Below are 13,384 nucleotides of genomic sequence, written 5' to 3'. Positions count from 1 at the left end.
AATTCTATCAGGACCAGATGTAGTATTTGCCCGGTTCGGTAGTTTCAGCTACAAAGCCTCCAAGCGTTATTCTGCTTTTGCTCCCTCTTACTTTTTCCACCCTGTGCCACACGTTACCACCGGCAAATAGAAGCAGATCACCCTCATTTGGTTTTATCAGTTGTCTGGCAACGGTTTCACTGTCCACGTCTATTTCATTCCGGTCCATGTCTATCACAACTGTCGGATTCTCCCGGTACTTTACTGAATTCCAGTTCAGGTCGAAACAGCAAAGTTCTCCTCCTTCATCCGGTTCTTGCAGCGTGATGAAATAACTCAACTTGTTGTTTGTTATATCCATCAGCTTCAACCAATTGAAGAAATCAGGGAACTCCTCAAAAAATAGATTCTCGCAATGAACGATGAGTTCTCCGTTGCCGGGATAGAGTTCTCTGAAGTTGAATGGTACCATCGGTTTACCGGCATCTGAGTTGTATATCGGCCTAACTGTTTCAAACACTTCGGTCATTTCGAGCAACTGGCAGAGTTTGCTCAGAACGTCAACACCGAAACGCTGGCGTTGCTCATCCATCACGTCACCTGCAATTTGGAGGTAGTCTTCAATGGTCATAAGCCCAGCGGCCTTCATCTGTGTGAACTGTGCAAAACTGAGAGGGAATGAGGTGAAACCATCGTTCACCTTGGTTTTCTTGCTGTCTGGTATGTTGTTGAATGTGTGAAGTACCGACATCACTTCTTCATTGCTTAGAAAACCTTTGACGATAATGCCGGTAATGCGCTCTTCAAGAAGGTCTCGGATCATCGTGTCATGAATGGCCTCGCCCTTGAAAACAGTCTCAAATGTGAATAATGTATCTATCATATCAAGAAGCGGAGCAGGGCAATAAGTGGAGGCAAATGGTAAACAAGCCGATCGGTTTTCTCTTGCACAAAGGAAAGAAGTACAAGGTATATTATGGCACTTCCATTGAAATTCCAGTTTCTGAAGGCTGCATCAACCAATACGAGACTGACTAAAATCATCTTCGTTAAATTTGGACCGATTGTATTGGGAATCGTTCGGGTGCCATTATTCAGGTCAACCGACATATCTCTGATGTCCCAGAATATCTCTCCGATCATCACATAGATCATGAGTGAACTGATGGGTTCTATCACCTCATTGTCAGGCATAGCATACCTATTTAGTAAGAATGCCTGAAGACCAATGGGCATGGCATAAATGAGCACGGCAGAGTATAGGTTCTTGATTAGTAAGATGCTCTTAACACGTTTACTGCGATAAATTCTCAGTGGATAGAGAAACGTGATAGGTAAGAGGATAAGCCAATACTTTACATCAAATCCACCGGACAGATAAATCGCTAGCGAAGCGAACGTGAGAGTGGCAACGAGCCCATAAAGGAATTTGGCCTGATTGTCTGGCACATACTCATCGGGTTGCGCAATTCGGTCGATGTGTCTGTCATAAATGCGGTCGAAAAGAAACAGAGCAAAGTGCCAAAGGGTAAAGGAAATGATAAGATGATAATTGAGCGGGCTGCCAATCCTGAGGTTATTGTAAACCAAGAGGAAGTAGTAAATAAGCGATAGGTGAATCCTATACCGTACGAAGTTGAATAGGATTCTTCGAGACCATTGGTAACCCACCATCAGAACTCTCATGCTATACGGTCTTTTTTCCAATTCAGTTGAGGTCGTATAGGAACGGTAGGGTTCTGATTCCAGAGCTTTTCAGTTTCCCATTTGTCGGGTCCTATCTCAAAATTAACAGCGGCATCTATTTTCAGAATGTCCTTAACGCCATTTCCGAAGGCGAGGTCCACCATGTATTTTCCAACGTTCAATAGGTTTTTAGGTATGGTGAAGCTCACCAAATACCTTCCAACAGGTTCGTTTACCCGTATAAAACTCTCACGGTAAATGTCGCAATCTGTCAGCGCGTTTCCGAAGTTGTTGCGTATGTAAACTACTAGATCCGCCACTTCTGGGGTTTTCTTAAGATATACTACGTTTACGGTCACATCTTCACTAACCTCGAAACGAGGTTCTGACCTGTTTAGAAACACTTTGACCAGCTCGATCTCGGCATTGGCCAGTACAAGATTGTTTTGCGACTGGCTTTGGTCAATATACTTCGCTATTGCATCATCCACTGTGCCGTCAAATACCAAACGGCCGTGTTGGAGCACAAGACAGCGGGTGCAGTACCGCGCGATTTCTGTCAGCTCATGACTTGCCATAATGATACACGAAACAGCTTCGAGGTGATGCCGAAGCAGGTCGTCAGATTTTTTTCGGAAAAGGATGTCTCCAGCTGAAAGCACTTCATCAAGCAACAGTATCTCAGGTTTTACCGTTCTGAAGATGGAAAAAGAGAGCCGCAGCATCATTCCCGAACTGAAGGTCTTAACTGGTCGGTTTACGGATTCACCGAGTTCAGAGAAATCTACAACCTCTCGGCATGCCTTCTCCAGTGCGGTTTTAGGTATTCCTAGCACTCTTAGTTGCATTCTGATGTTCTCCGTCCCAGTAAGGTCTGGGTGTAACAGAGAGTCAAAATGGCTAAGCGACAAAACTTCACTTGAGAGAGTAACACGTCCGGAACTGGGTCTCAGATGCCCAGACAGTATCTTCAGAAGAGTTGACTTTCCTGAACCGTTCAGCCCGATGAGACCGACCCTGTCTCCTTCGAAGAGATTGAAACTCACATCCTCAAGGGCATAAATGGCAGACTTGTTTCCTTGTTGGTTGAGAGAATACTGTTTGCATAAGCTCTCAACCTTGATGCTTGTAACTCTATTGGATGCCATTATCAGTTGAGAATCAATAGTCGAAAATCATTTTATTCTGCCATTTACAAGTTTGCCAAGCCCAGGCTGGCTGTAAATGGCCGTTTGTATCATGTCATCTATTCTTTGGGCGTCCTTTGCCCCAGATATGACATGAGGATTGACCACAAACCCCTGATGATAGGAGGTTAGCAGCGTTTTGACCGCGAGGGTGTCAACGAACTGTTCTCTAAAGTTCTTTTTCATGCACGGACGGTCGGTTTCACATGCGAAGCACCGGGTAAATTTCTTTTTAATAACCGAATCTCTCACGGTCTCCACCTTAGACCAATACTTGAAGCATTCCGAATCAAGTCGGTAGTTTTTCTGAAGGGGCGGTTTGGGCAACTTGCGTTGGTCGATAAGCATTTCGGCAATCACTGTGTCTGCGGATGTGCGCACCTTCAATTCGCCTTTTCCTACTTGGGTTATCAGGTTGATAAGGCCCAACGGATGACCCGCTTCGTCCTCTACCCAATAGTTCTGTATAGGGTCGAACATGAGTAGTTGGCCGTTCACCTTTACCAGTACCAATGAACGGCTCAGTGCCATGTCGTCAAAACCGAAACTGAATATATAAGCGTCAACTCCATTGTCAACCAAGATCTTTGCCATTAGACTGGCCACTTGCCCACAATCCGCAATTCCACTATCATGCTCGAAAATTTCAACGACCCGGTCTGCATCGATCCTATCGAAGGGAACATCCAAAGTGGCCATGATCTTTTCGTTGTCCAGCAAACCTGCATCCGCTGTCCGCGCCACATAGTACATTACGTCCTTTACGTACTTCAAAGTATCTTGCCCGTTATTGAACTTGGGACATTTTTGGCACAGGATGGTCTTTTCTTGGGGTGTTACAGTGTCCGTCTTATTGCTGGTCTCGCATCTGGTAAGGAGCATACCAGCCACACTTAGCACCAACAGGGTGCCGAGACCTCTTGCTTTTGTAAATTGAAATGGTTCTTTCAAAGTTCTTGTATTCAAATTCTTAACCGAAACCCTAACAGAGGCTTATCTGGCGTTTGCATCAAAGATATGTCAAATAGGCTTCGTACCATTGTAGCAGAAGTTGAACCCACCAAGTTTAAATTCCTGTATCATGTCTTCAGCTAAAATGGCGCGTCTGAAAGAATGGTGGAGGCCGAAGGCAGGAACCATTCTTTCATTGCTATTGTTTTACCTGTCGGCCAGAAATTTGCCGTTCAACTTTGCGGTGCAATTGCTTTTCAGTTCTGTCGTCACGCTCTGCGGCTTTGGGCTAGCCACATATTTCCTCAACGATTGGGCAGATATTCCGTCCGACCGCAAAGCTGGTAAAACGAATGCAGTTGCCGACCTGTTGCCGTGGACGAGGTTGCCCATTTTTCTCGTTGTAATAGGTTTTACCATGGCCCCATGGTTTCTGTTCTTCCGGTCGGATTCTTTTAGCAAAGTGCTTATCGCATTGGAATTTATGCTGATATTCCTATACCCTTTACCTCCTTTCCGTTTGAAGAACCATCCTCGAGCAGCCATGCTTGCCGATTCTCTCTATGCGTTTACTGTGCCAACTGTCTTGGCGTGGCATACGTTCGATCTTATGGTGCTGAACAGAGTTGTGTCGAATTTGCAGCCGCACTTGGTATTTCTCGCAGTATGGATGACCATGCGTGGCCTCCGTCAGATTGTAAATCACCATGTCCAAGACCGTGAAAATGACCGTGTCAGTGGTACACCGAACCTTGCTTTACGAATGGAGATATATAGGATTCGCGGTATGGTGGGGCGGATTATTTACCCTGTTGAATTTGTCTCATCCGTAGGATTCTTTCTCTCCTGTTGGGAGTTCTCTGGGTTATTTTCGATTGCTTTGGCGTGTGGGGTCGTTATTCTCGGAATACCGCTGCTCCCTATCAAAAGAACCGAGCTGTGGTTCGATGGCATTCCAACAGATAGGCTCACGTCCTATTATCTTGGTGTGTTTTCGTTATTGCTTCTCTCTGCTCATGATGCCCGATATTTAATTGTCCTTCTGGTCTTTCTTTTTCTTTTCTCCAACCTCATCAAGCACCCGATATGGGTTCCGTTGAAGCTGTGGTCTTTTCGCACGCTCTCACACCCTTCCAATGTTCTGTCCCTATCTGCCAACTGGTTGGTTTACTACTTCAGAAAGTGGTTTCTGAATTGGAGTGAAGAACGCAATTGGGGAGTTCATTACGCTAAGCACCTTGAGGACAAGGCGATTGAAGCGCGTAAAAAACGCGGAACTATTGCCATTTTCAATCAGAACCTGAAAAAATACACGGAGACGTTCGTTCAGGGGCACATCGGCCAATTGCCCTATCATGTCATCCAGCTCTATGGCTGGCCATCTCCAATGTTTTTACTGCAACACGGAAACTTGGTTTCAGATAACCGATATCTGAGGTCGCTCATTTACAATTGGTGGGAAACATTGGCACTTGATGCCCGCATTGGTGAAGACCGTTTGTTGTGCAGAAACCTGGTTGACAAGGAAGTGTGCCTGATGGTTGCGGAATTCGGTACAATGGGTGCCAGATTGACCAACGTATCAAGGTTGACCGGCATCCCTATGATCGTCATATTTTATGGCTACGATGCTTGGCATTCCAAGGAATTGCTTCAGAATGAGGCAGAATATCAGGAAATGTTCAGGCAGGCTTCAGCGGTGGTTGGCGTAAGCAGAGATATCTGCGGACAGCTTCAGCGGTTAGGGTGTCATTCCTCTAAGATATTCTATCTTCCATGTTATGTCGATCTGCAACTGTTCAGTCCGGTAGAGAGAGACTTTTCCAGAAAGGTGATCCTTACCGTAGGACGCTTCTGCGTTACAAAGGCTCCCAATCTCACTATCCTTGCTTTCAATGATGTCCTGAAGCGTCATCCCAATGCCGAACTTCGCATGGTGGGTTTGGACGAGGGTAATGGCATCATGGAGTCGTGCAGATCCTTGGTGAAAGCCCTCGGAATTGAGACCCAAGTTGAATTTCTGGGATCTTTGGACCATGAATCAATTGCACAGGAAATGAGGTCTGCAAGCCTTTTCGTACAGCATTCGGTAACTGCTCCCGAAACAGGCGACCGGGAAGGTACCCCCGTGGCCATTATGGAAGCCATGGCGTGCGGCATGCCCATTGTTTCTACCAAGCATGCTGGAATTGAAGATATGATACAGAATGGCCAAACCGGTATTCTGGTCAACGAGTTTGATTACCTTCGAATGGCCGAAGAGATGACAGCTCTTTTCAACCATCCGGAAAAGATGCGTGAATTGGGCGATGCTGCGGCCGATAGCATTAGGTCCAACGATTTGGTCAGAGAACATATTGAAATATTATCGAGGTTAATAGACCTCCACAAAATCAAGAGATGAAGAGAGCAGTAGTATTGGGTGCAGGAGGCTTCATTGGAGGTCATTTGGTGAGACGATTGAAAGGTGAAGGTTATCACGTACTTGGAGCCGACCTGAAACTCCCCGAATATTCCAAGACCGTTGCGGATATGTTCTTTCATGGAGATTTGAGAGATGCATCGTTTGTTGAACAATGCATACCCGAAGAGACCGATGAGGTTTATCAGCTTGCGGCAGACATGGGTGGTGCAGGGTACATTTTTACGGGCGAAAATGATGCACACGTCATGCACAACTCGGCCCTTATCAACCTTCATGTTGCCAACGAGTGTGTAAAGAAAAGGGTAGGCTGCGTGTTCTATTCCTCATCAGCCTGTGTGTATCCGGAGCGCAATCAACTTGACCCGGACAACCCAAGATGTGAGGAGAGCTCAGTTTACCCAGCCGAGCCGGACAGCGAGTACGGTTGGGAAAAACTCTTCAGCGAGAGATTGTATCTAACGTTTGCCCGTAACCATGGACTTTCGGTGCGAATTGCAAGATTTCACAACATCTACGGTCCGGAAGGAGCTTGGAACAATGGAAAGGAAAAGGCTCCAGCCGCTATATGCCGAAAGGTTGCCGAAGCAGGCGATAATGGTACGGTAGAAATATGGGGAGACGGCAAACAGACGCGTTCCTTCCTGTTCATAGACGATTGTTTGGATGCGGTGAGGCTGATGATGCAAGGCGATTTTGTGGGGCCTGTGAACATCGGGTCGGAAGAAATGATATCAATCAACGATTTCACGCGCCTCATTGCCAAGGTAAGTGGCAGGTCGGTCAACATCAAGAACATCTCGGGCCCAACTGGTGTGCGAGGCCGTAGTTCTGATAATGAACTCATCCGAGAACGGCTCGGATGGAATCCCAAAATATCCCTTGAGGAAGGAATAATCTTGACCTACAGATGGATAGAGAAGAATGTGAAAGCGTTGAACAGAAAATCACGGGTTTACTGACGGGATTCAGTTCTGCAGCCTTTCGATCGCCTCATTCAACAATCGGTCGATCTTCGGCCAATCTTCAGCTCCATCCATACAGCCCACTTTCAGCAGGTATCCTTGATGGAACTGCCTCAACGCGGTATCGGTACGCAGCTTGGTCTCAAACAGTTCGATGAAACTGTCGCATCGTTCGACCATGCATTGGTAGCAGCGGTTAACCCTGAATTTGAGCAGATGTTCGCGTATTCTCACCTCATCATGGAACTGTACTCGGCATCTGGGGTCTTCCTTCAGCGAATCAGCATTTGCCATGGCCATCATCAGTTCCTCATCCACCAGCATATCAGCTACAACAGTATCCTGTGAGGCCATCATTCTAAGGTCGTCTCTGCTTGCCGATTCCAATAGGGTGAGAATATCCAAGTGACCGCCCTGCTCATCCAAAAGTGAATAGTTGAGAAAAGGATCATACACGTACAGCTTGCCTGATAGCTTTACCAGGACCACAGTATGGGTGAGGTTCGTACAAGCAAACCCGAAACTGTAGGTATAGGCATCGATGCCGTTGTCAAGAAGTATTCTTACCATGAGTTTTGACGCCATCGCACAAGATATGACGGCATTGTCATGATCAAACTCATCCAACAACTGCTGTGGATACAACTGAGCAATAGAAAGCTTTGCCAGACCCTCAAGGATCGGATTGTAAAGAAGTCCGTCATCCGCATATTCGGCCACAAACCTCCTTACTTGTTCTACAAATTGTAACGAGTCCTGACCTTGGGTCAATATAGGCTCCTGGGTATGCATTGACCGGCTTTGAAACGCAAATGCTTCAAAACCGGGAAAACGGGTCATGAAAAGAATAACGAACAGAGATCCTGTCATCATCGACCTCATCCAACTTCTCCAATCCATTCCCGCATCTTTAAAATACCGTTGCGAAGGTAAACCGACAATGGATTCGGGCGGAAAGTGAAAAAAAATAAATCTGTCCTTGCCGACAGCTGTAGTATCTGGCCTATTCGAATTTTCAAGCCGGTGAAACACTTAACCACTGTGGACTGGAAGTCCACAGTGGTTAAGTCAACCCTTCGGTTATGGGATTGTTCAGCAACCCTCTATCTGCATTGGTTGCAACAAACCTTCTTACCTGATCCGCAAATTGCAAGGTTTCTTGGCCGATTGACAGACGAGGTATCCTATGATGTGCCGGACCAGAATGGAATGGGAATTCCCCAAGACGACAAAATCGGACCAGCATGAATGCAAGCAAAAGAAGCCCCGTTAAGGCCGCTAACGCACCGGCACTTGTAAACATCATCATGTCGGCATAGTAACTATTTGATGTTGAGACAACAGCCGATCCGAAGCGACAGAAAGGCTTAATGTGTTTGCTTTTTGTGCTATATTGTGTTACCAATTGAAGCCTCTGGGCTTGGTGTGATTCGAATGAACTGCACCGGATTGATAAATTTACGACATGGCAGATTTCAAGAAGGTATTTCAGAAACACATCCAGGGCAGAAAGATTTTCGATAAAGATTCGGTTGACAGTAGCAAGGCTTTCTGCATGCTGCCCTGGGTCCATCTCTATCTTTCACAAAGAGGTACAGTTGTTCCGTGCTGTGTAACCCCTTGGGATGAGGACCAAGCGTTGGGGAATATTAACAAGGTACCGCTATCTGAGATCTGGAATGGCAAAGAAATGAGGAAGCTGAGAGCAAAGATGTTACAGGACCGCAAGGATGAGCGATGCTGGCAGTGTTATCAGAATGAGCAAAATGGGCTCAGAAGTCACAGAAAGACGGCCAATTTCTGTTATAGTCACAAATTGGACTGGGTGAACAGTACGAAGGCAAACGGATACGCAGTAGATGCAAAACCGATCTATTGGGACATTCGCATATCCAACCTATGCAACTTCAAATGCCGCATCTGTGGTCATTTTGCCAGCAGTAAGTGGTACGAAGATGCCAAAGCATTGGGCGAGACCTCATTTCCGCACCGACTGGATTACAGCATGGACGACTTTGATGATGTGCTGGGTCAACTGGGCCAATATGTGAATGAGGTGGAGGAGGTTTACTTTGCTGGAGGTGAACCCATACTCATGGAAGAGCATTACCGAATACTTGACCTGCTGTTGCAGAACGGCAAGAATGATGTGAAGTTGCGCTACAGTACCAACTTCTCAGCCACCGGATTAAAAGGACGTGATCTGTTCCAAGATTGGAAGAAGTTCAAAGATGTGAATTTGCATGTGAGTTTGGACGGATCTAACAAAAGGGGAGAATTACAGCGCAGCGGTCAGGTTTGGGAGGAGGCCGTGAAAAACCGCGAGCGGCTGCTAAGAGAGTGCCCGCATGTCGATTTCATGATCACATCGACACTGAACGTGTTCAACGTGTTTCATCTCCCGGATTTTCATCGGGAATGGGTGGAGAAGAAATTGATCTACGTGGATGATTTTCTGCCTCATGTGCTGTTGCATCCCAAGATATACGACATCAAGATCCTACCGAAGCAGCTCAAGGAGCAGGTGGTGGAAAAATATCGGAAGCATCTGGACTGGTTGAAGGGATTCTCGATTGATGCCCATGTAAAACTTTACGTTGTTATAAATGAATTCGAGAAAAGCATCGATCACATGAATTCTGAAGATCTGAGCCACCTGATCCCTGAGTTCAGAAATAAGACGAAGGAACTGGACCGATTGCGCAATGAAGATGCAAAAGCAGTTTTCCCTGAACTAACGCTACTGTTTGAATGATGTACCGTCTGGTGGCACGCGACCTTTGTAAATGGTCGGTAATTGTGGCTCTGCTTTCTCTTGGTTCGGTCATGTGGTTGTGCCATGAGGTTTGGAACAATGCATTCATGGGTTCGCACTGGAACCTTGGCTGGTTGCTTCAAGGTACGCCACAGCAATATCAACAATGGTTCCCTCACTACCATGACCTGGCATTTTGGGGAGTCCGCTCTCTACTCATTGCCGGCTGCTTGGCGGTGCTTGCAATGGTTTACCTGCTCTTCAGGAGATGCAAGATCAGGTCCTTGTTCTCACCCACCGAACCGACCAAACTGTTTCCGACTCTTTCTGATAATTTGGACCATAACCTCAGGTATTTGACCGCGGCCGTGCTTCTGAGTCTTTCGGCTTTCCTGCTGCTCTACTTTGCTGTAAGGACCGGTGTCATTTCTTCGGGAGACACTACATTTCAGGATCAACTTGTGGTTTCACGGGCATTTGCCCTATCGCTAATTGTCCTGATCGCCCTTTCCGTAACAGTAAAATGGAAGAGTTTCGTGGGTTTGTTAAAAAGATTCTTCCTTGTGGCGGACACGCCCTACAACCTGGCCATGTTACGCTTCCTGTACTTCGGGTTCATGGCCGTAATCTGTTGGTTTTACCCCGATCAACATAGCGCGTATTTCGATATCAAGCCGCAGGGCTTGCCGTATATGGATTGGTACATCAAAGTTGTCAATCTCACACGGGAGCAGTATGTAATGATCTGTAAGACCACATCCGTGGTCAACCTGTTCATTTGTTTGGGATTCCTTACCCGTCCGATGTTGCTGTTGAACGCCATTTTGATCTTCGTGGTCATGGCCACGCCCAACTTCTACGGCAAACTGTTCCATGAACATCTTTGGATATGGATTCCGTGGATACTGACGTTCTCGCCATGCTCCGATGTACTGTCAATAGATGCCCTGATGAGAAAATGGTTCGGAAAGCAGATCGAGATACCCGTCTCGGTGGCCTATGGGCTGCCGATACGTCTTATCTGGATCACCTTGGGAGTGGTGTATTTCTTTCCCGGGTTTCAGAAACTTTGGATTGCCGGATTTGATTGGGCGTTGAGCAACTCCATGCTCAATCAGATCTATGTAGAGTGGCATCAGCACTATGGCTGGCGTTCCATGCTTCCGGTAGAGCGATTTCCGGGGATGGTCAAAATTGGCGGTCTCTCGGTCATACTTTTTGAGATGGCCTACATATTCCTGCTACTGACCGATAAGACCCGATGGGTGGCGATCTCAGGAGGGGTCATCTTCCATACGTTGACCGGACTGACCTTGCGGATCTGGTTCCCATCGGTACTTGGCATGTATGTCTTTTATTTCAACCTGGGGCGAGTGTTCCCGAAATGGAGGGCCGCTTCAGGCCATACTGTTTGTTTCAAGCTCGGATTACAAAGTAAACTGATGATCATGGTCACTTCCATTTTGTTCTTTTTCAATTCCATCTTCGGTTTCGCTGCGATTTACAGCTATCCGTTCACATCTTTTCCGGGTTACACGCGCATTTACGGTGATGAGCTGAAGTTCGTGATCATTGAAATGAAGAATGAAGAAGGGGTGTGGGTAAATGTGGACGATGCGCTCAGTCGAGCTGGGTATCGGAGAGAAAGCGACACGCCCTATGAGGATGCGATCATCAACGCTCACAACAAGGGCGGTTCGGTGGAGAGCGAGGTGGTCACCTATTGGAAGTTGCTTTGCTCCAGCGTTCCGGAAGTAAATCGCGCGCGCGCCTACCGATTCAAGATTCGCTCTGAACCGTTGCATCCGGACAGGTCGGGTGAGGACGTTCCTGAAATATTGATATTTTGGTCCAGCGAACAGGAGTGTAACTGAATACTTTCGCCCAGATATCGGATGACTTGAATGACAAAGACCGGAAAACTGACACGTGTACAGGTAATTGCGGTTCTTCAGTTAATGCTTGTTGCTGGAGTAACGGTATCATTGCGGCTCTGGTGTTCAGAGATCAGGGTCTTCCAAACAGACCTTTGTTGGTTAACGGGTGCCGGTTCTCACGAACTCGAACGAGGTTTTCCGCATTGGCATTGGTTGGTCTATATCTTCATGCGGGGGCTGAGATTCGGATTCCTTGTCATTTCATCGATACTTCTCATAGTGACATTTATCGGCAGGCGATTGAAGCAGAACTTGATACTGTCGTTTTTTTCCTTGTGCTTCACACTCCTATTGGCCGAGTTCGGCCTGAGACTCATCGGTTACAGACCCGGCCAGTTCACCTATGACCAGTGGTTCCACCCGGTAGATTCGGTCTATGCTCTCAAAGGGTTTATCACAGATCAGAACGGAATATTGAAGGTGGATACGTTAATGGTGAATGAGCTGGGGGCCCAGAAGAAGCACTTCAGTGCGTTTTGGGGTACCGATTCGTTGGAAAAGAGATATGCCGGAGACCTCTTGGCGTTGCTTACCGAACACTGGTCAACCTATCCTTGGTACGAAACATATAGAGAGAATTGGAGGCAAAACGTGATTCTCGATGATGACATGCGCGCTCAATTGATCGGGCAATACATTCAACATCCCATCAATCAGGACGGTTTTTACAGCATACCCTTCGATACGGCAACTTTGAAAGGGCCAAGAATATTGCTGTTGGGAGATTCCTTCACTTGGGGACATTCGGCATCCCGCAAGTTCAGCAGTTTTTCTAACATATTGCTGGGACGTGGGTACAATGTGCTAAATACCGGCATAAGTGGTGCCGATGTGCAGCAGTACGGATCGGTACTGAAGGCCTATTATGAAGAGTTGAGACCGAGCCTTGTGGTTCTGAACTTCTTTATTGGGAATGACGTGGCGCATTTTAAGAGACCGGTTGGTGTGCAACATCAATTGATGTATTGGTCCAATGCAGGAAACATCTACGCTATGCATAACGGTGTAGAGTTCAGTTCGTTGGAATCCGCTTACGAGAACGTGATGCGCAACATGCAGATCCCTGCCACCACACGAATAAATAGGCTTATGCGGAAAACGGTGATAACCACCTATCTGTGGGAGTTCATGGTAAATGAAGGTTTGATTGACCACCGTTTCTTTGTCGGAAAAGACTTTCCCGAAAAGGATATTACGAATGAGCTTTTGGCTCCCATTATTTCGTTTTGCGATAGTGTTCATGTACCTCTTATAATTTCCGTCATTCCGAAATTGGAAAAAGGTAAGGTCTTCGGAGCAGAGAGCGTGGATGGACTGTTTAAGGGCATAACCTACCACCAACCCCAAGTTTCTGCAGAAGTGTATAAGGAAAGCGATGGCCACTTCAATGATGCAGGCCATCTTTTGTATGCCGATCATCTGCAGGGGCTGATCGATTCCGTGATAGCGATCAATATTGGACCCTTGCAGGACTTACCCTTAAACACATCAGACCGTTGAAC

The 13,384-nt window shown here is 46.7% G+C and carries 10 protein-coding genes; 5 read left to right on the top strand and 5 right to left on the bottom strand.

What is annotated here, in order from left to right; genetic code table 11:
• Positions 1-7 precede the first annotated feature (7 nt).
• The 4 genes from GC178_03350 to GC178_03335 are packed head-to-tail and all read right to left on the bottom strand — an operon-like array spanning position 8 to position 3,803.
• Positions 8-862 (bottom strand): hypothetical protein, encoded by an 855-nt coding sequence (locus GC178_03350; protein MBI1286593.1) that lies wholly within the window; start codon positions 860-862, stop codon positions 8-10.
• Complete coding sequence (locus GC178_03345) at positions 859-1,665, bottom strand: hypothetical protein (GenBank protein MBI1286592.1); 807 nt, start codon at positions 1,663-1,665, stop codon at positions 859-861. Before GC178_03345 ends, GC178_03350 begins: the two co-directional genes overlap by 4 nt.
• Complete coding sequence (locus GC178_03340) at positions 1,662-2,813, bottom strand: ATP-binding cassette domain-containing protein (GenBank protein MBI1286591.1); 1,152 nt, start codon at positions 2,811-2,813, stop codon at positions 1,662-1,664. The genes GC178_03345 and GC178_03340 overlap by 4 nt, the downstream gene beginning before the upstream one ends.
• Before the next feature lie 27 nt (positions 2,814-2,840).
• Positions 2,841-3,803 carry a hypothetical protein gene (locus tag GC178_03335; GenBank protein MBI1286590.1) on the bottom strand — a complete coding sequence of 321 codons (963 nt, stop codon included), beginning with the start codon at positions 3,801-3,803 and terminating at the stop codon, positions 2,841-2,843.
• A 130-nt stretch (positions 3,804-3,933) separates the two neighbouring features.
• On the opposite strand from GC178_03335, the gene GC178_03330 reads away from it, so the two are divergent.
• Both GC178_03330 and GC178_03325 read left to right on the top strand, forming a co-directional pair.
• Positions 3,934-6,207, top strand: a complete 2,274-nt coding sequence (locus tag GC178_03330; GenBank protein MBI1286589.1) for a glycosyltransferase — start codon at positions 3,934-3,936, stop codon at positions 6,205-6,207.
• Entirely contained in the window at positions 6,204-7,187 is a 984-nt protein-coding gene (locus GC178_03325) for an NAD-dependent epimerase/dehydratase family protein (protein MBI1286588.1), read from the top strand. The genes GC178_03330 and GC178_03325 overlap by 4 nt, the downstream gene beginning before the upstream one ends.
• A 6-nt stretch (positions 7,188-7,193) precedes the next feature.
• Here GC178_03325 and GC178_03320 read toward each other — a convergent pair whose 3' ends face one another.
• Entirely contained in the window at positions 7,194-7,982 is a 789-nt protein-coding gene (locus GC178_03320; GenBank protein ID MBI1286587.1) for a hypothetical protein, read from the bottom strand.
• Positions 7,983-8,655: 673 nt separating this feature from the next.
• Here GC178_03320 and GC178_03315 point away from each other — a divergent pair.
• From GC178_03315 to GC178_03305, 3 genes are all read left to right on the top strand, one after another.
• Positions 8,656-9,945, top strand: a complete 1,290-nt coding sequence (locus GC178_03315) for a twitch domain-containing radical SAM protein (GenBank protein ID MBI1286586.1) — start codon at positions 8,656-8,658, stop codon at positions 9,943-9,945.
• The gene (locus GC178_03310) at positions 9,942-11,819 is read left to right on the top strand and encodes a hypothetical protein (protein ID MBI1286585.1); all 1,878 of its coding nucleotides are present in this window, start codon (positions 9,942-9,944) and stop codon (positions 11,817-11,819) included. The genes GC178_03315 and GC178_03310 overlap by 4 nt, the downstream gene beginning before the upstream one ends.
• Before the next feature lie 336 nt (positions 11,820-12,155).
• Positions 12,156-13,382 carry a hypothetical protein gene (locus GC178_03305; GenBank protein ID MBI1286584.1) on the top strand — a complete coding sequence of 409 codons (1,227 nt, stop codon included), beginning with the start codon at positions 12,156-12,158 and terminating at the stop codon, positions 13,380-13,382.
• Positions 13,383-13,384 lie beyond the last annotated feature (2 nt).

It is taken from the genome of Flavobacteriales bacterium (assembly GCA_016124845.1).
In the GTDB taxonomy this organism is placed as follows: Bacteria; Bacteroidota; Bacteroidia; order UBA10329; family UBA10329; genus UBA10329.
This window is presented reverse-complemented; position numbering and strand designations above follow the sequence as displayed.

Excerpts from the sequence above, each read along its gene's own strand:
- GC178_03325 (MBI1286588.1), top strand. The coding sequence starts at position 6,204 with ATGAAGAGAGCAGTAGTATTGGGTGCAGGAGGCTTCATTGGAGGTCAT.
- GC178_03310 (MBI1286585.1), top strand. The coding sequence starts at position 9,942 with ATGATGTACCGTCTGGTGGCACGCGACCTTTGTAAATGGTCGGTAATT.
- GC178_03345 (MBI1286592.1), bottom strand. The coding sequence starts at position 1,665 with ATGAGAGTTCTGATGGTGGGTTACCAATGGTCTCGAAGAATCCTATTC.
- GC178_03350 (MBI1286593.1), bottom strand. The coding sequence starts at position 862 with ATGATAGATACATTATTCACATTTGAGACTGTTTTCAAGGGCGAGGCC.
- GC178_03330 (MBI1286589.1), top strand. The coding sequence starts at position 3,934 with ATGTCTTCAGCTAAAATGGCGCGTCTGAAAGAATGGTGGAGGCCGAAG.
- GC178_03340 (MBI1286591.1), bottom strand. The coding sequence starts at position 2,813 with ATGGCATCCAATAGAGTTACAAGCATCAAGGTTGAGAGCTTATGCAAA.
- GC178_03315 (MBI1286586.1), top strand. The coding sequence starts at position 8,656 with ATGGCAGATTTCAAGAAGGTATTTCAGAAACACATCCAGGGCAGAAAG.
- GC178_03320 (MBI1286587.1), bottom strand. The coding sequence starts at position 7,982 with ATGCATACCCAGGAGCCTATATTGACCCAAGGTCAGGACTCGTTACAA.